Source organism: Pseudomonas sp. Tof1 (assembly GCF_055390395.1).
In genome coordinates this window covers 1731152-1751458 of sequence record NZ_AP024344.1, presented here as the reverse complement: position 1 = coordinate 1751458, position 20307 = coordinate 1731152, and the positions used below count along the sequence as shown (strand labels likewise).

General features: G+C 63.6%; 19 protein-coding genes and 2 pseudogenes. 9 read left to right on the top strand and 12 right to left on the bottom strand.

Going from position 1 to position 20307, the window contains the following annotated elements:
* Nucleotides 1-51: 51 nt before the first annotated feature.
* Both ACZ5KU_RS08100 and recQ read right to left on the bottom strand, forming a co-directional pair.
* On the bottom strand, nucleotides 52-486 hold the full coding sequence (locus ACZ5KU_RS08100) for a MarR family transcriptional regulator (RefSeq protein ID WP_054058297.1): 435 nt from the start codon (nucleotides 484-486) through the stop codon (nucleotides 52-54).
* A gap of 153 nt (nucleotides 487-639) precedes the next feature.
* Nucleotides 640-2769, bottom strand: a complete 2130-nt coding sequence (gene recQ, locus ACZ5KU_RS08095) for a DNA helicase RecQ (protein ID WP_054058298.1) — start codon at nucleotides 2767-2769, stop codon at nucleotides 640-642.
* A 282-nt stretch (nucleotides 2770-3051) separates the two neighbouring features.
* Here recQ and ACZ5KU_RS08090 point away from each other — a divergent pair, with 282 nt between their 5' ends.
* Together ACZ5KU_RS08090 and ACZ5KU_RS08085 are read left to right on the top strand one after the other, a co-directional pair.
* Nucleotides 3052-3639 carry a UPF0149 family protein gene (locus tag ACZ5KU_RS08090; RefSeq protein WP_054058299.1) on the top strand — a complete coding sequence of 196 codons (588 nt, stop codon included), beginning with the start codon at nucleotides 3052-3054 and terminating at the stop codon, nucleotides 3637-3639.
* A gap of 16 nt (nucleotides 3640-3655) precedes the next feature.
* Nucleotides 3656-4051: a YbaN family protein gene (locus tag ACZ5KU_RS08085; RefSeq protein WP_054058300.1), complete on the top strand. Its 396-nt coding sequence runs from the start codon at nucleotides 3656-3658 to the stop codon at nucleotides 4049-4051.
* Here ACZ5KU_RS08085 and ACZ5KU_RS08080 read toward each other — a convergent pair.
* Together ACZ5KU_RS08080 and ACZ5KU_RS08075 are read right to left on the bottom strand one after the other, a co-directional pair.
* Complete coding sequence (locus ACZ5KU_RS08080) at nucleotides 4048-4650, bottom strand: tRNA-uridine aminocarboxypropyltransferase (RefSeq protein WP_464737016.1); 603 nt, start codon at nucleotides 4648-4650, stop codon at nucleotides 4048-4050. The genes ACZ5KU_RS08085 and ACZ5KU_RS08080 overlap by 4 nt on opposite strands.
* Before the next feature lie 14 nt (nucleotides 4651-4664).
* Entirely contained in the window at nucleotides 4665-5558 is an 894-nt protein-coding gene (locus ACZ5KU_RS08075) for a LysR family transcriptional regulator (RefSeq protein WP_054058302.1), read from the bottom strand.
* Nucleotides 5559-5725: 167 nt separating this feature from the next.
* Between ACZ5KU_RS08075 and speB the strand changes: the two genes are divergently transcribed.
* The 5 genes from speB to ACZ5KU_RS08050 all read left to right on the top strand — a co-directional run bounded on the left by speB (nucleotide 5726) and on the right by ACZ5KU_RS08050 (nucleotide 10660).
* Nucleotides 5726-6676, top strand: coding sequence for an agmatinase (speB, locus tag ACZ5KU_RS08070; RefSeq protein WP_054058303.1), 951 nt, complete (start codon nucleotides 5726-5728; stop codon nucleotides 6674-6676).
* A gap of 9 nt (nucleotides 6677-6685) precedes the next feature.
* Nucleotides 6686-7096 (top strand): YybH family protein, encoded by a 411-nt coding sequence (locus ACZ5KU_RS08065; protein ID WP_054058304.1) that lies wholly within the window; start codon nucleotides 6686-6688, stop codon nucleotides 7094-7096.
* Nucleotides 7097-7149: 53 nt separating this feature from the next.
* Nucleotides 7150-8661, top strand: a complete 1512-nt coding sequence (locus ACZ5KU_RS08060) for a purine-cytosine permease family protein (protein WP_054058305.1) — start codon at nucleotides 7150-7152, stop codon at nucleotides 8659-8661.
* Nucleotides 8662-8807: 146 nt separating this feature from the next.
* Entirely contained in the window at nucleotides 8808-10187 is a 1380-nt protein-coding gene (locus tag ACZ5KU_RS08055; RefSeq protein WP_054058306.1) for a sodium:solute symporter family protein, read from the top strand.
* Between the two features lie 233 nt (nucleotides 10188-10420).
* Nucleotides 10421-10660, top strand: coding sequence for a hypothetical protein (locus ACZ5KU_RS08050; RefSeq protein ID WP_054058307.1), 240 nt, complete (start codon nucleotides 10421-10423; stop codon nucleotides 10658-10660).
* A 129-nt stretch (nucleotides 10661-10789) separates the two neighbouring features.
* Here ACZ5KU_RS08050 and ACZ5KU_RS08045 read toward each other — a convergent pair whose 3' ends face one another.
* The 4 genes and pseudogenes from ACZ5KU_RS08045 to ACZ5KU_RS08030 all read right to left on the bottom strand — a co-directional run bounded on the left by ACZ5KU_RS08045 (nucleotide 10790) and on the right by ACZ5KU_RS08030 (nucleotide 13519).
* Nucleotides 10790-10918 carry a PA1414 family protein gene (locus ACZ5KU_RS08045; protein WP_273819320.1) on the bottom strand — a complete coding sequence of 43 codons (129 nt, stop codon included), beginning with the start codon at nucleotides 10916-10918 and terminating at the stop codon, nucleotides 10790-10792.
* Nucleotides 10919-11084: 166 nt separating this feature from the next.
* Nucleotides 11085-11516: pseudogene (locus tag ACZ5KU_RS08040) on the bottom strand (methyl-accepting chemotaxis protein); the annotation flags it as partial.
* 111 nt (nucleotides 11517-11627) lie between these two features.
* Nucleotides 11628-12398, bottom strand: a pseudogene (locus tag ACZ5KU_RS08035) (PAS domain-containing protein); the annotation flags it as partial.
* Nucleotides 12399-12682: 284 nt separating this feature from the next.
* Nucleotides 12683-13519, bottom strand: a complete 837-nt coding sequence (locus ACZ5KU_RS08030) for a CvfB family protein (protein WP_416772306.1) — start codon at nucleotides 13517-13519, stop codon at nucleotides 12683-12685.
* Nucleotides 13520-13736: 217 nt separating this feature from the next.
* Here ACZ5KU_RS08030 and ACZ5KU_RS08025 point away from each other — a divergent pair, with 217 nt between their 5' ends.
* Nucleotides 13737-14597 carry a DUF6279 family lipoprotein gene (locus tag ACZ5KU_RS08025; protein ID WP_464737015.1) on the top strand — a complete coding sequence of 287 codons (861 nt, stop codon included), beginning with the start codon at nucleotides 13737-13739 and terminating at the stop codon, nucleotides 14595-14597.
* A gap of 18 nt (nucleotides 14598-14615) precedes the next feature.
* On the opposite strand, the gene ACZ5KU_RS08020 is transcribed toward ACZ5KU_RS08025, so the two are convergent.
* Both ACZ5KU_RS08020 and ACZ5KU_RS08015 read right to left on the bottom strand, forming a co-directional pair.
* Complete coding sequence (locus ACZ5KU_RS08020; protein ID WP_054058311.1) at nucleotides 14616-15008, bottom strand: hypothetical protein; 393 nt, start codon at nucleotides 15006-15008, stop codon at nucleotides 14616-14618.
* Nucleotides 15009-15116: 108 nt separating this feature from the next.
* Nucleotides 15117-16463, bottom strand: coding sequence for a DEAD/DEAH box helicase (locus ACZ5KU_RS08015; RefSeq protein ID WP_416772302.1), 1347 nt, complete (start codon nucleotides 16461-16463; stop codon nucleotides 15117-15119).
* 196 nt (nucleotides 16464-16659) lie between these two features.
* Here ACZ5KU_RS08015 and ACZ5KU_RS08010 point away from each other — a divergent pair, with 196 nt between their 5' ends.
* Nucleotides 16660-17958: a mechanosensitive ion channel family protein gene (locus tag ACZ5KU_RS08010; protein ID WP_464737014.1), complete on the top strand. Its 1299-nt coding sequence runs from the start codon at nucleotides 16660-16662 to the stop codon at nucleotides 17956-17958.
* Between the two features lie 111 nt (nucleotides 17959-18069).
* Here ACZ5KU_RS08010 and ACZ5KU_RS08005 read toward each other — a convergent pair whose 3' ends face one another.
* Both ACZ5KU_RS08005 and ACZ5KU_RS08000 read right to left on the bottom strand, forming a co-directional pair.
* On the bottom strand, nucleotides 18070-18888 hold the full coding sequence (locus tag ACZ5KU_RS08005; RefSeq protein WP_054058314.1) for an HDOD domain-containing protein: 819 nt from the start codon (nucleotides 18886-18888) through the stop codon (nucleotides 18070-18072).
* Between the two features lie 247 nt (nucleotides 18889-19135).
* Nucleotides 19136-20011, bottom strand: a complete 876-nt coding sequence (locus tag ACZ5KU_RS08000; protein WP_054058315.1) for a carboxylate/amino acid/amine transporter — start codon at nucleotides 20009-20011, stop codon at nucleotides 19136-19138.
* Nucleotides 20012-20307 lie beyond the last annotated feature (296 nt).

Sequence of the window (20307 nt, the reverse complement as noted above, 5' to 3'; positions counted from 1 at the left end):
CTTATAGTCTGCCGGCCAGGGATTCTCCAAATCCGGCAGAGCGGGAATGCCTCAGGATTTTTCCAGGTTCGCCAGGATCCGGCTGTGAACCCGCATGCTGATGCGCAATTCCTCTTCGTCGACGCCCTCGAACAGTTCGTGACGCAAGGCGGTGGCGATGGTTTCGATCTGTTCGATCAGCGGTCGCGCCGGGGCACAAAGCACGATCTTCTTGGCCCGGCGGTCCTCCACGACCGAGTGGCGCTGGACCAGCCCCTGGGTTTCCAGGCTGTCGAGCAGACGGGCCAGGGTCGGCCCTTCCACACCAACGCTCTGCGCCAGTTCGCGCTGGGTCGGCGCCTCGGAAAAACGCGCCAGGTGCAGCAATACCAGCCAACGGGCCTGGGACAATCCCAGGCCGGCCAGGCGGCGATCCAGTTCGGCACGCCAGCCACGGGACATTTGCGCCAGTTGCATGCCAAAACGGTGTTCATCGGTTAACGACATAAGGAACTCATGGTCAGACTTAAAAATAGATAAAACTAATTATTAGTCAGCTAAGCATGGAGCCTGGCCGGAGGCAAGGGCTCAGCTGTGTACAAGCATGACTTGTCGCAAATAACCCAGAGATAGGCCGGGGAATATTCCATTTCCCTCTCCTCATAGTTCGAATTCGGCTTGCAGGGCCGCTCGCACGCAATACAGGACACCCTCGGGCACCCGTCCGGCGAACAGTTCGGCGACCTCGCTCACGGCAGGCAGTTCGCCCTCGCCATCGAGGAAGGTGTCCTGGATTTCCCCCAGCAGATCCTCGGGCAGGTCCAGGGCCTGCTCCAGCGACAACTGCTGGCGGCCAATCGCCTCGGCCAGCAGCGTATAGACGTTCTTCTCCGAGCACTGCAACTGGCCGGCGATCTGCAAGGGAGTCATGCCGGCACGGGCCAGGCTGATCAGTTCGTGACGAATGTCGACGACCGCCCTGGGCGTCTCGGCCTCGCCGGCCAGGACTTCGAGGAACGCCTCGCCATAGCGCTCCAGCTTGCGCGCACCGACGCCGCTGACCCTGGCCATCTCGGCCATGGTCGTCGGCTGGCTGCGCAGCATTTCCAGCAGCGTCGAGTCGGGGAAGATGACATACGGCGGCACCGCATGCTCCTGGGCCAGCTTGCGCCGCAGGGCACGCAGGGCCTCCCATTGCTCGCGTTCCTCGCCACGCACCAGTTGGCTGGCCGGGCTGGCGGAAACGCTCTTGGCGGCGACCTGCGGCTTGAGGTCACGACGCAGTTCCAGGCTGACCTCGCCACGCAACAGCGGCCGGCAAGCGTCGCTCAGGCGCAGGCCGCCATAGCCCTCGATGTCGATATCGGCCAGGCCGCGCGCCACCAGCTGGCGGAACAGCGAGCGCCACTCGCCCTCGCTGAGCGCCTTGCCCACGCCGAACACCGCCAGGTGCTGGTGGCCGAAACTGCGGACCTTGTCGTTCTCCTTGCCCAGCAGCACATCCACCAGGTGGCCGACGCCGTAGCGCTGGCCGGTGCGGTAGATCGCCGACAGCGCCTGACGTGCCGGCTCGGTGGCATCCCAGGTCTGCACGCCGTCGACACAGTTGTCGCAGTGGCCACAGGGCTGTGGCAGGTCCTCGTCGAAATACGCGAGCAGCGTCTGGCGACGGCAGCGGGTCTCCTCGCACAGCGCCAGCATCGCGTCGAGCTTGTGGTGCTCCAGGCGCTTGTGGCGCTCGTCGCCCTCGGAGTTCTGCAGCATCTGCTTGAGCATCACCACGTCCTGCAGGCCGTAGGCCATCCAGGCGTCCGCCGGCAGGCCGTCACGCCCGGCCCGCCCGGTTTCCTGGTAGTAGGCCTCCAGGGACTTGGGCAGGTCGAGGTGGGCGACATAACGCACGTTGGACTTGTCGATGCCCATGCCGAAGGCGATGGTCGCGACCATGATCAGCCCTTCCTCGTTGAGGAAGCGCTTCTGGTTGTCCGCGCGGGTCTCGGCGGGCAGCCCGGCGTGATACGGCAGGGCCGGAAAACCCTGTTCGCAGAGCAGCGCGGCGACCTCGTCGACCTTCTTGCGCGACAGGCAGTAGACGATGCCGGAGTCGGCACGGCGCTGCGCGAGGAACGCCAGCAACTGCTTGCGCGGCTGTTCCTTGGGCACGATGCGGTAGAAGATGTTCGGCCGGTCGAAACTGGAGAGAAAACGCTCGGCGTTCTCCAGGTGCAGGCGATTGACGATCTCCTCGCGGGTGCGCTTGTCGGCGGTGGCGGTCAGGGCGATGCGCGGGACGTGGGGGAACATCTCGGCCAACTGGCCCAGTTGCAGGTATTCCGGACGGAAGTCGTGGCCCCATTGCGACACGCAGTGGGCCTCGTCGATGGCGAACAGGGCGATATCGAGGTTCTGCAGGAACGCCAGCATGCGCGGCTGCACCAGGCGCTCGGGCGCCAGGTAGAGCATCTTCACCTCGCCGCGACGAATCCGCGCCGCCAGTTCGCGCTGCTGCTCGGCACTCAGCGTCGAGTTCAGCGCCGCCGCCGCCACGCCGAGTTCCTCCAGCGTCGCGACCTGGTCGTCCATCAGTGCGATCAACGGCGACACCACCACCGCCAGGCCATCGCGCAGCAGGGCCGGGACCTGGTAGCACAGCGATTTGCCGCCGCCGGTCGGCATCAGCACCAGGGCATCGCCGCCGCTGGCCACGCGCTCAATAATGGCACCCTGGCGACCGCGAAAGCTGTCGTAACCGAAGATGTCCTTGAGGACGCGTTGAGCCTGTTCGAGCATAGCCACTCCAAAAATCACCGAAACGCCCCTGCAAAGGCTGGTCGAAAAGCCGCCGCCTTGACGGAAAAAACCGTAAGCGGGGATTTCTCCAGCCGTGGCGACCCGCAATGGGGCATCACAAAACGCGGCAGTATACCCGAGCGTTATCCGGCAGAGGGCCCTGCCGGTCGATCAATGACTATCCTTGTTGATGAGCAGAACCGCGCAAATCTATGTGTTTGCTGGCTTGCGAGCTCAAGAACGCCTAGAATTCAGCATCGTTTATTCCCAAGGTAGCCCCCCATGTCCTTCGCTGAGCAACTCACCCGCCTGCAAGCCTTCCTCGACGCCGACGAGCTGCACGAAGAAGCGCTGGACTACGTGGCCGCCCACGGCTACCTGACTGCGCTGTCGATCTGCTCCGAGGTGGTCCCCGATCGCGAATGGATCGACGCGCTGTTCGCCGAAGAGCCGCACTACAAGGATGCCGCCCAGCGCGAGGAAATCGAAGCCACGCTGATCCAGCTCAAGGCCCATATCTCCCGCCAGTTGGCTTCCGACGAGGAATTCGAGCTGCCCTGCGACCTCGACCTGGGCGACGACCCGGACGACTCCGAACTGCGCGGCTGGTGCATCGGTTTCATGGAAGGGGTGTTCCTGCGTGAGGAAGCCTGGTTCGAAACCGCCGAGGAAGAAGTCAGCGAAATGCTCCTGCCGATCATGGTCGGTTCGGGCCTGTTCGACGAGCAGCCGGAGTTCTCCGACATCGCCGCCGATGCCAACCTGATGGACGACATGATCGTGCAGATCCCGGAGGCGCTGACCGCCCTGTACCTGCTGTGCAATGCGCCCGACGAGAAGCCGGCGATCCTCAAGCCCCGCCACCACTGAGTCACGTCCGGTGGCGATGCGCCCCACGGGCAGTCGCTCGCCATTCCTGCGCTACGCGCTGCTGGCCATCGGCTGGCTGAGCGTAGCGCTGGGGGTACTGGGCATTTTCCTGCCGGTCCTGCCGACCACGCCATTCCTGCTGCTGGCGGCCGCCTGTTTCGCCCGCAGTTCGCCACGCTTCTACCACTGGCTGGTGGAGCACCCGCGCCTGGGGCCATGGGTCCGTGACTACCTGGACGGCAATGGCATCCCGCTCAAGGGCAAGGTCTATGCCATCGGCCTGATGTGGCTGAGCATCGGCTTTTCCTGCTACCTGGTGCCGCTGTTCTGGGCACGCCTGTTCATGCTGACCAGCGCCGTGCTGGTCAGTGTCTATATCCTGCGGCAGAAAACCCTCGAGCCGCGGCGCTAGCGCTCGCCGTGGTTGCGCTGGTAGGTATCGTGGCCCATGGCCCGTATCTGCCCCTCGATCAACGCTTCGAACGGCTTGAGCAAGGCCTCGAACGAAACCGGCTGCTCCAGGGTTTCCAGAGCCCGGGCAATCGCTTCCACCGTCGACAGCGCTCCCGGCTCCGGCGCCTTGCGCAGGCGATAGCGCGATCGCGCGCCCGGTTCCAGGCTGCCCCTCGGCAGGCTGGCCAGCAGCGGATTGAGGTGCAACAGCTTGCGCGCCTTGCGCCAGGTGCCGTCGGGGACCACCAGCAACAGTGGCCGTTCGTCGTCCGCCGCTGCGTACGGTTGCAGCAGTTGTGCATCATCCGCCGGGAACAGCAACCGGGCCTGGTAACCCGGCTGGTCGAGCAATGCCGGCAGATCATCGAACACCTCCCCCACCCGCAACTCGGCATTGGTCAGGCCCAGGGTCGCCAGTCGCGCGGTATTCAGGGCATGACCGACCTCGCTCGGGTGCTGCAGCACCAGCACGCGGGTGCGGCTGTCGAGCTGCGGGATCAGCGCGCAAAGGCAGTGGCTCTGGGGACGCAGGCAGCGTTCGCAGCAGGCTCTGGACATAGGGTCGACTCCGATCAGGGCTGGTTGAGCTGCGCCTTGAGCAGGTCGCGGAAGGTCTGGATCAGCGGCTCGCGGCTACGGCCACGGCGCAGGATCATCGAAAAGGGCGCCTGGTAGCCAAAGGTCGCCGGCAGCAGCACGCGCAGGTCGCCCTTGTCCGCCCAGGGCTGGGCGTAGTGTTCCGGCAGATAGCCGATATAGGCGCCGGACAGCACCAGGATCAGTTGCGCCTCCATGCTTTCCACGGTCGCCGCACTGTGCTTGAAGCCGTGCCGGGCCAGTTCCGCCTGGCTCCAGTAGCCGCGGCCGACCATGCGCTGCTGGGTGATGACCTGCTCGGGAATCCGCCGCTCGTGGTACAGCGGATGGCGGTTGCTGCAGTACAGCCAGTGCTGCTCGCGATACAGCGGCTGGTAGACCAGCCCGCTCATGCGCGTGGAGAAGGCTCCGATGGCCAGGTCCAGGCGGTTGTCCTGCACGCCAAGCTGCAGTTCGTAGGGGCTCAGCACCGACAGGTGCAGGTGCACCCCCGGATGTTCCTGGCTGTAGGCACCGATGGCTTCGGCCAGGGGCAAGGCCGGCTCGCTGACGGTGGAGTCGATCACCCCGAGGTTCAGCGTGCCGCGCAACTCGCCCTTGAGAGCGGCGGCGTACTGTTCGAAGCCCTCGAGTTCACCGAGCAGGCGCAGGGTTTCCTGGTGGAACAGCTCACCCTTGCTGGTCAGGCTGAACCCGCCGCGGCCGCGGTGGCACAGCACCAGGCCCAGGGTCGACTCGAGCTGGCTCATGTAGGTGCTGATGGCCGATGTCGACAGGTTGAGTTCCTGCTGGGCGTTGGCGAAGCCCTGGTGGCGCACCACGCTGACGAAGATGCGCAATAGTTTCAGGTCGGGTAAAGCGTTGGCCATGGGGGGTCCTGGGTAGGGTCAACGGTGCCGGAAGCCAGTCCGTCGGCACAGTGTCCCATTAGTTCAGAAAAATCTGAACTAAGTATTTGCCGACAGCGATTTTTCCCGCCCGGCGTCTTTCGCAGAATCGGTCCCCTGATAACCAGAACAAACGATGAGGCTTACCCGTGGACAAGATTCTTCACCAACCACTGGGCGGTAACGAAATGCCGCGCTTCGGCGGCATCGCCACCATGATGCGCCTCCCCCACCTGCAATCGCCCGCCGGCCTCGATGCCGCGTTCGTCGGCGTACCGCTGGACATCGGTACCTCGCTGCGCTCCGGGACCCGCTTCGGTCCACGGGAAATCCGTGCCGAGTCGGTCATGATCCGCCCCTACAACATGGCCACCGGTGCCGCACCGTTCGACTCGCTGTCGGTTGCCGATATCGGTGACGTGGCGATCAACACCTTCAACCTGCTCGAAGCCGTGCGCATCATCGAGCAAGCCTATGACGCCATCCTCGAGCACAATGTCATCCCGCTGACCCTGGGCGGCGACCACACCATCACCCTGCCGATCCTGCGGGCGATCCACAAGAAGCACGGCAAGGTCGGCCTGGTGCACATCGACGCCCACGCCGATGTCAACGATCACATGTTCGGCGAGAAGATCGCCCACGGCACCACCTTCCGCCGTGCCGTCGAAGAAGGCCTGCTGGACTGCGACCGCGTGGTGCAGATCGGCCTGCGTGCCCAGGGCTACACTGCCGAAGACTTCAACTGGAGTCGCAAGCAGGGTTTCCGCGTGGTCCAGGCCGAGGAGTGCTGGCATAAATCCCTCGAGCCACTGATGGCCGAGGTTCGCGAGAAGGTCGGCAATGGCCCGGTGTACCTGAGCTTCGACATCGACGGTATCGATCCGGCCTGGGCACCGGGTACCGGCACCCCGGAAATCGGCGGCCTGACCACCATCCAGGCCCTGGAAATCGTTCGTGGCTGCCAGGGTCTCGATCTGGTCGGTTGCGACCTGGTGGAAGTCTCGCCCCCCTACGACACCACCGGCAACACCTCGCTGCTGGGCGCCAACCTGCTGTACGAAATGCTCTGCGTACTCCCAGGCGTGGCCCACCGCTGAGGCGTTACCATGAACGACCGTGACCAGGTTCTCAAGGCCGCCGCCGAACTGGTAGCCGCCTTTGCCGCCAACGACCGCGAAGCCTACTTCGGCGCCTTCAGCGCCGATGCCAGCTTCGTCTTCCACACACTCGAACAACCGCTGCTGTCGCGCGACGCCTACCAGGCGTTGTGGGACCAGTGGCGTACCAGGGATGGCTTCGAAGTGCTGTCGTGCACCTCGAACAACGCCTTCGTCAGCCTGCAGGGCGACGTGGCGATTTTCATCCATGACGTGGCCACCGAGCTGCGTCTGCAAGGGGAGCACCTCTTCAGCCAGGAACGCGAAACCATCGTGTTTCGCAAACAACAAGAACAGGGCCACTGGCTGGCCTGCCACGAACATTTGTCAGCGACACCCCAAGGACTGCCCTCCCCTTAGCCAACAGCGGCAGCCCCCGCGGAAGATGGGGCGCCGCAATGATCGGAGCGATCATGAATAACAACAACAACGACAAAAGCCTTAGCAGCATTGAAACCAACGGGGTCGAACAGATCCCCGACAACGAACGTGACGCCCGGCCCGGTGACCTGTTTCGCCTGATCTTCGGCGGCGCCAATACCTTTGCCACCGCCGTGCTCGGCAGCTTTCCGGTGCTGTTCGGCCTGTCCTTCCAGGCCGGTGTCTGGGCGATCGTCCTGGGCGTGGTAGTCGGCGCGCTGATCCTCGCGCCCATGGGCCTGTTCGGCCCGATCAACGGCACCAACAACGCGGTATCCTCCGGCGCGCACTTCGGTGTCCACGGGCGTATCGTCGGTTCGTTCCTGTCGTTGCTGACCGCCATCGCGTTCTTCTCGCTCTCGGTGTGGAGCTCGGGCGACGCGCTGATCGGCGGCGCCAAGCGCCTGATCGACCTACCGGAAACCGACCTGACCCTGGGCCTGGCCTACGGCCTGTTCGCGATCCTGGTGCTGACGGTGTGCATCTACGGCTTCCGCTTCATGCTGTGGGTCAACCGCATCGCCGTGTGGGCGGCCAGCCTGTTGTTCCTGCTGGGCATCTTCGCCTTCGCCCCGGCGTTCGACAGCCGTTTCGCCGGCACCGTGGCCCTCGGCCAGGCCGGGTTCTGGGCGGCGTTCATCGGTTCGGCACTGGTGGCGATGAGCAACCCGATCTCCTTCGGTGCGTTCCTCGGCGACTGGTCGCGCTACATCCCGCGGGAAACGCCGAAGGGACAGATCCTGCTGGCGGTGATCGCCGCGCAACTCGCCACGCTGATCCCGTTCCTGTTCGGCCTGGCCACCGCGACCATCGTGGCGGTCAAGGCACCGGACTACATCGCGGCGAACAACTATGTCGGCGGCCTGCTGGCCGTATCGCCGAGCTGGTTCTTCCTGCCGGTATGCCTGATCGCGGTGATCGGCGGCATGTCCACCGGCACCACCTCGCTGTATGGCACCGGCCTGGACATGTCCAGCGTGTTCCCGAAGATGCTCTCGCGGGTCAAGGCGACCCTGCTGATCGGGATTCTGTCGATCGCCTTCATCTTCATCGGACGCTTCGCCGCGAACCTGGTGCAAAGCGTGTCGACCTTCGCCGTGCTGATCATCACCTGCACCACCCCGTGGATGGTGATCATGCTGATCGGCCTGCTGGTGCGTCGCGGCTTCTACTGCCCGGATGACCTGCAAGTCTTCACCCGTGGCGAAACCGGTGGCCGCTACTGGTTCAACCACGGCTGGAACTGGCGCGGCCTCGGGGCCTGGATCCCCAGCGCACTGGTCGGACTGTGCTTCGTCAACCTGCCGGGGCAGTTCGTCGGCCCGCTGGGCAACCTGGCCGATGGCATCGACATCAGCCTGCCGATCACCCTCGGGCTGTCGGCACTGATGTACCTGGTGCTGCTGAGCCTGTTCCCGGAATCGCCGGCGGTGTACGGGCCGGATGACCCGCGCAGCCGAGGTTCCAGCTCGACGAAGAAGCCGGTCGCACAGCAAACGGCCTGAACCGAAGCCCCAACCGAACCTTGCATTCCCTGTGGGAGTGGGCTTGCCCGCGAACGGGACCGGAAGCCGCCACAACGCTTCACCGGCCAGCACGCTCCCACAACCGACTGTTCCACCATAACAACTACAATCGGAGACACGCCATCATGGCCCTGGATTTATTGGTTGTACTCATTTATGCCGCTGGCATGCTCCTGCTCGGTTACTACGGCATGCGCAGAGCCAAGACCAACGAAGACTACCTGGTAGCCGGACGCAACCTCGGCCCGACCCTGTACATGGGCACCATGGCCGCCACCGTGCTGGGCGGTGCCTCCACCGTCGGCACCGTACGCCTGGGCTACGTTCACGGCATTTCCGGTTTCTGGCTGTGCGCAGCGCTGGGCCTGGGGATCATTGCGCTGAACCTGTTCCTCGCCAAACCGCTGCTCAAGCTGAAGATCTACACCGTCACCCAGGTGCTGGAAAAGCGCTACACCCCCCTGGCCCGCCAGGCCAGCGCGGTGATCATGCTGGCCTATGCCCTGATGATCGGCGTGACCTCGACCCTGGCCATCGGCACCGTGCTGCAGGTGCTCTTCGGCCTGCCGTTCTGGGTTTCGGTGCTGCTCGGCGGCGGCGTCGTGGTGGCCTACTCGACCATCGGCGGCATGTGGTCGCTGACCCTGACCGACATCGTCCAGTTCATCATCAAGACCGTCGGCCTGATGTTCATCCTGCTGCCGATCTGCCTGTACCGCGTCGGCGGCTGGGACGAGCTGGTGAGCAAACTGCCGGCGGCGAGCTTCAGCTTCACCACCATCGGCTGGGACACCATCATCACCTACTTCATGATCTACTTCTTCGGCATCCTGATCGGCCAGGACATCTGGCAACGGGTGTTCACCGCCAAGGACGAGAAGGTCGCGAAATACGCCGGCAGCGTCGCCGGGCTCTACTGCATCGCCTACGGCCTGGCCTGCGCGCTGATCGGCATGGCCGCCCACGTGCTGATCCCGCAGTTGGACAACGTCAACAACGCCTTCGCCGCCATCGTCAAACTGTCGCTGCCGGACGGCATCCGCGGCCTGGTGATCGCCGCGGCCCTGGCGGCGATGATGTCCACCGCCAGCGCCGGCCTGCTCGCCGCCTCCACCGTACTGACCGAAGACCTGCTGCCCAAGCTGCGCGGCGGCAAGCCTTCGAGCCTGGGCCTGAACCGCCTGTTCACCTGCCTGACCGGCCTGGTGGTGCTGGGGATCGCGCTGGTGGTGAGTGACGTGATCAGCGCCCTGACCCTGGCCTACAACCTGCTGGTGGGCGGCATGCTGATCCCGCTGATCGGTGCCATCTACTGGAAACGCGCGACCACCGCCGGTGCCATCGGCAGTATGGCCCTGGGCTTCGTCACCGCATTGGTGTTCATGTTCAAGGACGGCCTGGACGCCAATACGCCGATCTACTACAGCCTGGCCGTCGGCCTGGTCAGCTTCATCGTCATCAGCCTGATGTCACGGCGCCCGGCGACCGTGGCCAGCGCCATCTGATACTGCGTTTACTTCAGCGGGTGCGACGTCGGTTGTCGCATCCGTTTTTTTTGCCTCCAGCTCTCCGACCAATGGTTGGATGCATTTGAAGCAACCTGTGCTGTACTGGCACTTAGCGACTGCCTTTGGCATTAGCCAAAAGGTACAAGGATCGCTGGTGTCATGCTCATGACAGCTATCGCAATGCCCTGGGAAAGGGATCCATGACCTACATCCTTTCCTGTGAGGCAATCATGAACAGGCTCGAAATCCATCAGCAGATCTGCCACTCCATCGAACGGCAACTGGCGCTGAAATGGCTGCAAGACCCTTCCCAGGCTGAAGAAAACAGCTACTCCCTCGATATCGCCGCCCTGTTCCACGAACTGGAATCACAATTCCACGTGCAACTGGATCTCAAGCGAGACCTGCGCGGTATCAACACGATTGAGGACTTGAGCCGTTTTATCTACGCGAAAACCCGGGCCGCCTGATGCCCGGGCACCGGCTCAACGTGGATTTTCATTGCTTTCGAACAGGTCGGGACACGGACGTGTCCCGGTGTCGTACAGCCAGGGGCACCCGTGCCCGGCTCAGGAGGAAGTCGCGAGCCGGCGGGGTGCTTAGCGACGTGGCTGCGGCCGGCGGCGGCGGTCGTCGTCGGTGCGGATCGGCACCGGTTGCAGGGGAGGCTCGATCAGGCCGAGGGCGACACCGAGGTCGTGGAGCCAGGTTTGCAGTTTGTCTTTCATAAAGCCCCCTTCAGGGTAATGCGAGCGACGTGGTTCTTGGCCGCCTCACACAGATCATAGCTCCAAGTCCCAGGTAATGCTTGCTTTCCAAGACGTTGATTACGCTAAATCATGGCAAAAAGCTACAAGCTGACGCGCGGACAGCGATCAAGCTGACTGGCGGCACTCATTTCAGTTGATTGGCGAAGCGCCCTACCGCGCCCACCACCTGTTTGGCACCGTCCTGGATCTCGACGATCACTTCACCGGCCTGGTTGGCCAGGGACAAGCCCTGTTCAGCCTTGACGCGGCTGGTGGACATGTCCCGCACGGCCTCGTCCACCAGTTTCTGGTTCTGCTGGACCACCGTGACGATCTCCTCGGTGGCCGCACTGGTACGCCCGGCCAACTGCCGGACTTCATCGGCCACCACGGCGAACCCACGCCCCTGCTCGCCGGCCCTGGCGGCCTCGATGGCCGCATTGAGCGCCAGCAGGTTGGTCTGCGCGGCGATACTGCCGATGGTCTGGACCATCGAGGTGATCAGCATCGACTGCTTGCCCAGCGCCTCGATACCTTCCGAGGCAGACTGCATCTCCTCGGAAATTTCCTGCATGGTCGCCACCGTGTTCTTCACCACCGTGGCGCCACGCTGGGCCGTGGTGTCGGTCTGCTGCGAAATGCCATAGGCGATCACCGCCGCCTCGCCGACCTCTTTCTCGCGGAGCACCTGGTCGGTCACCACGTTGGCGAACTTGACCACCTTGTAGAGCTGGCCCTGGGCGTCGTGCACCGGGTTGTAGGTGGCCTCCAGCCACACGTCCCGTCCCTGGCTGTCGAGACGCTTGAAGCGATCGGCGACATACTCTCCGCGGTTGAGCCGGGCCCAGAATGCCTGGTACTGGCTGGAATTGGCCTCTTCGGTCGAACAGAACATGCGGTGGTGCTTGCCGACGATCTGCGCCAGCGAGTAGCCCATGGCCCGCAGGAACTGATCGTTGGCGGTGATGACCTCGCCATCGAGGGTGAACTCGATCACCGCCGTGGAGCGCAGCAGCGCCTTGATGAACGCCTCGTTCTCCTTCATGGTTTCGACCGTATGCGTGACATCGCGAGCGAAGCACTGGATATGCAGCAGGTCACCCTTCTCGCTTTTCACCGGCTGCCAACTGCCATGCAACCAGGCCAGGCTGCCATCAGCCCGCAGGAACCGGTAGTTGTCGCTGACCGAAACGCCCTTGGCCACCGCGGCCTGCAGGTTATGAAAGCAAGGCAGGTTCTTGACGTAGGCCGGGACGAAATTATCCAACGGGCGATTCCTCATTTGCTCGTCCTTGTAGCCCAACAGGTCGAGGAAGCGCTGATTGAAGTCGATGACGCGAAACTGCGGATCGAGCACCACTGAAATCATTTCAGCCGTCATGCCGTGGAACAACTGCCTCAGCTCGAAAAGCTCTTCTTCTTTGCTCTCTAGAATCTTCTTCAGATTAGAATTGAACATGACTGCAAGAATCCCTTTTTGCCTCGCTATTCCAAGGCTATCGGTTCCTTCAGGCAATCACTGATGACCATCCGTCGCCTGGAAACCGGCGCCGCAGATTGCTTGAAAAACCGACAGCCCCCCGTCACCGCCCCATACAGTTCAAGCGGGGTAACGAGAAACATAGCCGAGATCGGGAAGACTTGCTGGAAGAGAATAAAAGTGGACTTTCTCGGGGAAAATCCCACGCTTGCGCGTGCCCCCAAAGGCCTCGGCAGCTTCGCCGGGGCCTTGGCGGCAACGGTTCAGTTCAGCTCGATGCGATCGGCATGAATGACGATCTGGCCCTGCTTGTACAGCGCGCCGATGGCTTTCTTGAAATTGCCCTTGCTGACCCCGAACAGGTCGCTGATCAGCGCCGGGTCGCTCTTGTCGCTGACCGGCAGCACACCGTTGCTCTCACGCAGCTTGGCGAGGATCTTCGCATTCAGGCTGCCGGCGGCTTCTTCACCGACCGGCTGCAGGCTCAGGCTGATCTTGCCGTCGGCACGGATCTGCTTGATGTAGCCCTTTTCCCGTTTGCCGGACCGCAGGAACTTGAACACCTCGTTCTTGTGGATCAGGCCCCAGTGCCTGTTGTTGATGATGGCCTTGTAGCCCATGTCGGTGGTTTCGACCACCAGCAGGTCGACTTCCTGGCCGACCTTGTAGTTGGCCGGGGTCTTGTCCAGGTAGCGGTCCAGCCGCGCGGTGGCGGTGATGCGACGGGTGTGCTTGTCGAGATAGACGTGCACCACGCAGTAGTCGCCGGCATTCAACTGGCGCTTTTCCTCGGAGTACGGCAGCAGCAGATCCTTGGGCAGGCCCCAGTCGAGGAACACGCCGATGCTGTTGACCTCCTTGACCTTGAGGCTGGCGAACTCGCCGACCTGGACTTTCGGCGTCTCGGTGGTGGCGATCAGCTTGTCGTCGCTGTCCAGGTAGATGAAGACATTCAGCCAGTCCTCGTCCTCACTGGGAACGTCCTTGGGGATATAGCGATTGGGCAGAAGAATCTCGCCATCCTGCGCACCATCCAGGTACAAGCCGAAGTTAGTGTGCTTGACCACTTGCAAGCTGTTGTAGCGCCCGATTAAAGCCATTTCCGATACCCTCATTGCGTGGCGGGCATTCTACCCGAGTTTGCCCGCGGCTGTTTCACGCCCTGCACGGCAGGCTGTGGGAACCGGCGGTTCATCCGCGAACCGGCTCACACCTTGCCCACACCCCGGGAGCCTGCCGCAAGGCCATGCATCTTTGCATTGAACCGCCGGGCCATACGGTGTTCTATGGGGAGAACGCCCCAGCAAGGATTCGCTCATGCCGTGCCGTCGCGCCCTACTGCTCTGCTGCCTGCTCCTGAGTCTGGCAATCGCCGCCTGTACCCGGATCGGCCTGGCCTATCGCAACCTCGATGTGATCATTCCCTGGACCCTCGGCGACTACATCGAGATGCATCGCGAGCAGAAAGGCTGGCTTAACGAGCGCCTCAGGGAGCATCTGCAATGGCACTGCACCACCCAGTTGCCCGACTACCTGCACTGGCTGGACCGCGTGCAGGCAATGATCGAGAACGGCCAGGTCGATGACGCCCACTTGCAGGCGCGCACCTTCGAGGCCCGGACGGCGATCGCCCAGGTGGCCCGGGAGATCACCCCATCGGCCGTCGAGCTGCTCAGGGGCCTGGACGATCGGCAAGTCGCGGAGATGAACGAAGCCTTCGCCAAGGAGCAGCGTGAGCGCCAGGCCGAATATGTCGCGCCGCCGCTGGAGGAACAGATCCGCGATCGCGGCGAACGGATGAGCAAGCGCCTGAAGGCCTGGATCGGCCCCTTGAGCCTGAGCCAGCAGCAGCGGGTCATCGCCTGGTCGACGGCGCTCGGCGAGCAGAACCGTCTGTGGATCGCCAACCGGGCCTACTGGCAGGCGCAACTGAGCGAGGCGGTCGCCGAACGCCGCAATGCCGAGTTCGAGCAGAGGATCGCGCAACTGCTGCAGCATCAGGACAGTCTGTGGACGGCGGAGTATCGCCAGGCCTACGAGCGCACCGAGCGGGCGACCCGCAGCCTGATAGTCGATCTGGTGGCCGAGAGCAGCCCGACCCAGCGGCAGTTGCTGCTCAAGCGGATCGCCGATCTGCGGCGGGACTTCAGCGAGTTGAAGTGCCTGAAGGAGGGTTGAGCACCCTCCCCAAAGGCCTCAGGCAATCTGCGCCTTGGACGCCAGCTCGTCGAACACCCGCGGATCCAGCGCATCCTGCTGCTCATCCAGCACCAGCCGTGGATGGTCATTGCCGGGAATGCTGCTGTCGATCAGGCTCAGCAGGCTAGATCCCCTCGGCGTGAGGACAAAGTTCTCACCATTGCCCCCCTCCTCTTCCGGCCGCGGCGCGATGAAACCGTTCCTGAGCAGCACCCGCTCGTAATCGGCGGCCAGGGCCTTGAGCTCATCGAGATTGCCCGGCGGCTCACCCGCAGCCGCCTGGGCCGTGGCGTGTTGCTCGGCATAGGCCCGTGGCGCGAAGTTGTGGCCGGCACTGTTCTGCACTTCATGGAGCAGACGTTCGATCAGTTCCCAGTTGTAAGTCGTCATCCTGATGCAACCTCCCACTGTTGAAAGGAAAAATCTCCCTTGTCAGTAGTGGACAGGCGACAACCGTGGCCGTTCAGCCAGCCCTGGCCTCCCGCCGATGACCGGCGCCTACTCGCCGGTCGAGGCCTGTGGCTTGCGGCGCTTGAGTGGCGCCATGCCGTCCTGGCTGACCAGCGCCGGCGCATCGCTTTTCGGCCGGTTGGCAGTCTTGCGCCGGGTCGGTGTCTTGGCCGACGACTTCTTCTTGTCACCCTTGGCGTCGGTCTTTTTCTTCTTGGTGCCGGCGGCCTTGCCCGACGCCTTGACCTTCTTCGGCCCGCTGTAGGTGCCCTTGACCTCCTTGATGGTGCGGCGCTCGAAGTTCTGCTTGAGGTAGCGCTCGATGCTCGACATCAGGTTCCAGTCGTTGTGGCAGATCAGCGAGATCGCCAGGCCGTCGTTGCCGGCACGCCCGGTACGGCCGATGCGGTGCACATACTCGTCGCCGCTGCGCGGCATGTCGAAGTTGATCACCAGGTCCAGGCCATCCACGTCCAGGCCGCGGGCGGCGACGTCGGTGGCGACAAGGATCTTCACCGCGCCCTGCTTGAGACGGTCGATGGCCAGCTTGCGGTCCTTCTGGTCCTTCTCGCCGTGCAGCACGAACGCCTTGTAGTGCTGGGCGACCAGACGGCCGTAGATACGGTCGGCCATGGCCCGGGTGTTGGTGAAGATGATCGCCTTCTCGTAGGTCTCGTTGGCCAGCAGCCAGTTGACGATCTGTTCCTTGTGGTGGTCGTGGTCGGCGGTGATGATCTGCTGGCGGGTGTTCTCGCTCAATTGGCTGACGGCATTGAGCTGCAGGTGCTCGGGGTTGTTCAGCACCTTGCCGATCATCTCGCGCAGGCCGGAACCGCCGGTGGTGGCGGAGAACAGCAGGGTCTGCTGGCGCTTGGCGCACTCGTCGACCAGGCGCTGCACGTCGTCGGCGAAGCCCATGTCGAGCATGCGATCAGCTTCGTCGAGCACCAGCACCTCGACTTCCTTGAGGTCCAGGTTGCCGGCGTTCAGGTGCTCGATCAGGCGCCCCGGGGTACCGATCAGGATATCCGGCACCTTGCGCAGCATCGCAGCCTGCACCTTGAAGTCTTCGCCGCCGGTGATCAGGCCGGACTTGATGAAGGTGAACTGCGAGAAGCGCTCGACTTCCTTGAGGGTCTGCTGGGCCAGCTCGCGGGTTGGCAGCAGGATCAGGGTCTTGATGCTGACCCGGATCTTCGCCGGGCCGATCAGGCGGTTGAGGATCGGCAACACGAACGCGGCGGTCTTGCCGCTGCCGGTTTGCGCCGTCACCCGCAGGTCACGCCCTTCGAGCGCGAGCGGAATGGCCGCGGCCTGCACCGGGGTAGGCTCGACAAAGTTAAGCTCGGCCACGGCTTTGAGCAGGCGTTCGTGCAGGGCGAATTGGGAAAACACGGGGGCTGACCTCGAAGAAATGCAAAATATCAGCTGCATAGGTTAACGGTTTCCAGCGCCAAGGCCGAGTTTCTTTGCACAACCCCCGATAAACAGTGACGTTTTTGTGAACGGACGTGTCTTCAACGGTCATCTTCACCCGGTTAAATGCTCTAATCCCTCTCGGCCATTTCCTGCAGAAGAATCCTCATCCCTCATGGATATGAAAAAGCTCTGGATCGGCGCCCAGGACCTCTGGGGCGCCCTCGATCAACATCCCCTGCTGCACACCGGGCTGGCCCTGGCGTTGCTGCTGCTCGTCGCGCTGGTGCTCGGTCGGCTGGCGCGCTACCTGATCCTGCACGCCACCCGCCTGCTGGGCCGGCAACCGGCGATGCACTGGCTCAACGACCTGCGCCAGAACAAGGTGTTCCACCGCCTGGCGCAGATGACCCCGTCGCTGGTGATCCAGTTCGGCCTGTACCTGGTACCGAACCTGGGCAAGACCGGCCTGCTGTTCCTCGGCAACCTGGCGCTGGCGGTGACCATCCTGTTCCAGATGCTGGTGCTGAGCGCCCTGCTCAACGCCCTGCTGGACATCTACGCGCGTACCGAACACGCCCGCACCCGCTCGATCAAGGGCTACGTGCAGTTGGCGAAGATGGTGCTGTTCGTGCTCGGCGCCATCGTCATCGTCGCCACCCTGATCGACCGCTCGCCGCTGTTGCTGCTGTCAGGTCTGGGTGCCATGTCGGCAGTGATCCTGCTGGTCTACAAGGACACCCTGCTGTCGTTCGTCGCCAGCGTGCAACTGACCAGCAACGACATGCTGCGGGTCGGCGACTGGATCGAGATGCCCCAGGTCGGGGCCGACGGCGACGTGGTCGACATCACCCTGCACACGGTCAAGGTGCAGAACTTCGACAAGACCATCGTCTCGATCCCGACCTGGCGGCTGATGTCCGAGTCGTTCCGCAACTGGCGTGGCATGCAACAGTCCGGCGGGCGGCGGATCAAGCGCAGCCTGTTCATCGACGCCAGCGGCATCCGCTTCCTGCATGACGACGAGGAACAGCGCCTGGGCCAGGTGCGCCTGCTCACCGACTACATCGGCCGCAAGCAGGCCGAGCTGAAAACCTGGAACGAGGCCCAGGGCAACGTCGCCGCGATGTCGGCCAACCGCCGGCGCATGACCAACCTCGGCACCTTCCGCGCCTATGCCCTGGCGTATATCAGGAACCACCCGGAGATCCAGCAGAACATGACGTGCATGGTCCGCCAGATGCAGACCACCGCCCAGGGCGTGCCGCTGGAAATCTACTGCTTCACCCGCACCACCATGTGGGCCGACTACGAGCGGATCCAGGGGGATATCTTCGACTACCTGCTGGCGGTGCTGCCGGAGTTCGGCCTGAGCCTGTACCAGCAGCCGAGCGGCGGTGACCTGCGCGCGGGCATGTTGCCGGCCTTGCTGGGGGCCAGCCATGTGCCGGAGCCGCAGAGCCGGGCCCTGTAGGAGCCGGCTTGCTGGCGATGGCGTCCCACCGGGACGCCAAGGTGCCCCCTCGGCAGCGGGCATAGACGAACGCTCTACGTGAAACAGAGCGCTCGGCGCAATGATCACCTGTCAGGCAAGGAAATCGGCAAAGGCCTTGTCCTGTTCCAGCACCAGGGGCAGCTTGTCGAACAGCGCGTCGAGGTCGACGCCGTCGAACAACGGGCCGCCCAGGGCGTTGCGCGCCTCGGCATTCGGCCCGCCGTGCTGTTCCAGGGCATCGCAGATTTCCATGGCCTGGGCGGTGACCCGTGCGTAGGGCTGGCCCTCGGGGGCCAGGTGCGGCTGGGCCTGGTAGCGGATGGCCGACTGGAGGGTCAGCGGCAGGTTCCAGCGCTTGCCCAACTCCGCGCCGACTTCCGGGTAGCCGAAGCCCAACTGCTGGGTTTCGCTGGCGGCACGACTGGTGGTGCCACTGGCACCCTTGATGCGCGCGGCGTAGTCCGGGGCGCCGGTCTGGATCAGCAGCTCGCCGATGTCGTGCATGACCCCGCAGGTGAACGCCACTTCAGCATCGAGCCCGGCCTGGCGGGCCAGCAGCCGGCTGACGCTGGCGACCTGGAAGCTACGCCCCCAGAAGACCTTGAGGTCGAAGCCCGGCGCCGACTTGAACGCCCCGGTCACGGCCGAAGCCAGGACCAGGGTGCGCAGCACGTTGAAGCCCAGGCGCATCGCGGCGTCTTCGATGCTGGCCGACTCGCGGGCACCCTTGAAGCGCGCCGAGTTCGCCAGGCGCAGCACCTTGGCGGCAATGACCGGGTCGCGCTCGATGTTGCGCGCGACCTTTTCCAGGCTTTCATGGGGGTTGTCGAATTGCTGGACCAGTTCCAGGGCGACTTGGGGAATGCTGGGAAGGCTATGCAACTCCGCAAACAGCGTCTCGATATCCATGGCAAGGGTCTCTTCGTCCGGTGGAGACTCTTTACGATAGGCAATTTTTCGCCGTCTGCACGCCGCCTTCGAATACCGCCGCAAAGCCGAAAAAAGGGTTCCCATCAGCAGATTCGGCAGCCCTGGGCGGTGACAGGCCATGGGAAACCATGCGCCTGCTGAAGTTTTGAAATAGTTTTTCCTTCCCTGGGCCGAATCCTGGATCGGGTTCGATGGCGGCTATAGCAGATTGCCAGCAAGTCGATTCCTACGAGGAGCGTTGCAGGCTGGCAGGCCGACGCACGCCCAGGCGGCTGATCCAGACGGCGGCCAGGATGACGCCGCCGCCCACGAACAGGCGCAGCAGGTCTTCCTGCAGGTTCCAGATCAGCAGGTTCATCAGCAGACCCACCGGCACGTGCAGGTTGTTCATCACCGCCAGGGTGCCACCGTTGACCAGGCAGGCGCCCTTGTTCCACCAGTACATGCCCAGCGCGGTACTGATCACGCCGAGGAAGCCCAGTACCAGCCACTGCGGGGTACCGTCCGGCAGATAGCGGGCCTTGCCGAACAGCAGGAAGGCCGGCAACGCCACCGCCAGGGCACCGAGGAAGAAGTAGCCGAAATGCCGATAGTGCGGCTGGTCGCTGGGGTGGCGCGCCACCAGGTGCTTGTACATGACCTGGCCGGCGGCATAGGTGAAGTTGGCCAGTTGCAGCAGCACGAAGCCCATGAAGAAGTCCGGGTTGATCCGGTCGTAGCGAATCACCGCCGCACCGCTGACCGCCACCAGGGCCGCGACCAGCGCCCAGGGGTTGAAGCGCCGGTTGAGCGCGTCTTCGATCAGGGTCACGTGCAACGGGGTGAGAATGGTGAACAGCAGGACCTCCGGCACGGTCAGTACGCGGAAGCTCAGGTACAGGCAGACGTAGGTGATGCCGAACTGCAGGGCGCCGATCAGCAGCATGCCGCGCATGAAGGCCGGCGGCACCTGGCGCCAGCGGGTCAGCGGGATGAAGATCAGCCCGGCCAGCACCACCCGTACCAGCACCGCGAAGTAGCTGTCGACATGGCCGGCGAGGTATTCGCCGATCAGGTTGAAGGAAAACGCCTGGATCAGCGTGACGATAAGCAGGTAACCCATAAATGCCCCATAGATGTGGTGACCAAGCCCGATTCTTGTAGGAGCAGGGCTTGCCCGCGAAGGGGCCCCTGAGGCCGCTAGAAGCTTCGCGGGCAAGCCCGGCTCCTACAGGATCGGGGCGCCTTCGAGCAAGTCGTGCCATTGCTGAAAGGATCGGGAATGTCGCCCCCAAAGAATGGCCGCGACCTTAACGGCTTTTGCGCCACGCGGCCATAAAAAAACCCGATCGGGCAGCGGGGCCGGATCGGGTTACATGCACTCAGGAGCAACCAGTGCAAAGGGAGGTTCGATGCGCA

What these genes read in the sequence shown, in the direction of transcription:
- ACZ5KU_RS08100 (WP_054058297.1), bottom strand. Translation starts at nt 486, where the DNA reads ATGTCGTTAACCGATGAACACCGTTTTGGCATGCAACTGGCGCAAATG.
- recQ (WP_054058298.1), bottom strand. Translation starts at nt 2,769, where the DNA reads ATGCTCGAACAGGCTCAACGCGTCCTCAAGGACATCTTCGGTTACGAC.
- ACZ5KU_RS08090 (WP_054058299.1), top strand. Translation starts at nt 3,052, where the DNA reads ATGTCCTTCGCTGAGCAACTCACCCGCCTGCAAGCCTTCCTCGACGCC.
- ACZ5KU_RS08085 (WP_054058300.1), top strand. Translation starts at nt 3,656, where the DNA reads ATGCGCCCCACGGGCAGTCGCTCGCCATTCCTGCGCTACGCGCTGCTG.
- ACZ5KU_RS08080 (WP_464737016.1), bottom strand. Translation starts at nt 4,650, where the DNA reads ATGTCCAGAGCCTGCTGCGAACGCTGCCTGCGTCCCCAGAGCCACTGC.
- ACZ5KU_RS08075 (WP_054058302.1), bottom strand. Translation starts at nt 5,558, where the DNA reads ATGGCCAACGCTTTACCCGACCTGAAACTATTGCGCATCTTCGTCAGC.
- ACZ5KU_RS08065 (WP_054058304.1), top strand. Translation starts at nt 6,686, where the DNA reads ATGAACGACCGTGACCAGGTTCTCAAGGCCGCCGCCGAACTGGTAGCC.
- ACZ5KU_RS08060 (WP_054058305.1), top strand. Translation starts at nt 7,150, where the DNA reads ATGAATAACAACAACAACGACAAAAGCCTTAGCAGCATTGAAACCAAC.
- ACZ5KU_RS08055 (WP_054058306.1), top strand. Translation starts at nt 8,808, where the DNA reads ATGGCCCTGGATTTATTGGTTGTACTCATTTATGCCGCTGGCATGCTC.
- ACZ5KU_RS08050 (WP_054058307.1), top strand. Translation starts at nt 10,421, where the DNA reads ATGAACAGGCTCGAAATCCATCAGCAGATCTGCCACTCCATCGAACGG.
- ACZ5KU_RS08045 (WP_273819320.1), bottom strand. Translation starts at nt 10,918, where the DNA reads ATGAAAGACAAACTGCAAACCTGGCTCCACGACCTCGGTGTCGCCCTC.
- ACZ5KU_RS08030 (WP_416772306.1), bottom strand. Translation starts at nt 13,519, where the DNA reads ATGGCTTTAATCGGGCGCTACAACAGCTTGCAAGTGGTCAAGCACACT.
- ACZ5KU_RS08025 (WP_464737015.1), top strand. Translation starts at nt 13,737, where the DNA reads ATGCCGTGCCGTCGCGCCCTACTGCTCTGCTGCCTGCTCCTGAGTCTG.
- ACZ5KU_RS08020 (WP_054058311.1), bottom strand. Translation starts at nt 15,008, where the DNA reads ATGACGACTTACAACTGGGAACTGATCGAACGTCTGCTCCATGAAGTG.
- ACZ5KU_RS08010 (WP_464737014.1), top strand. Translation starts at nt 16,660, where the DNA reads ATGGATATGAAAAAGCTCTGGATCGGCGCCCAGGACCTCTGGGGCGCC.
- ACZ5KU_RS08005 (WP_054058314.1), bottom strand. Translation starts at nt 18,888, where the DNA reads ATGGATATCGAGACGCTGTTTGCGGAGTTGCATAGCCTTCCCAGCATT.
- ACZ5KU_RS08000 (WP_054058315.1), bottom strand. Translation starts at nt 20,011, where the DNA reads ATGGGTTACCTGCTTATCGTCACGCTGATCCAGGCGTTTTCCTTCAAC.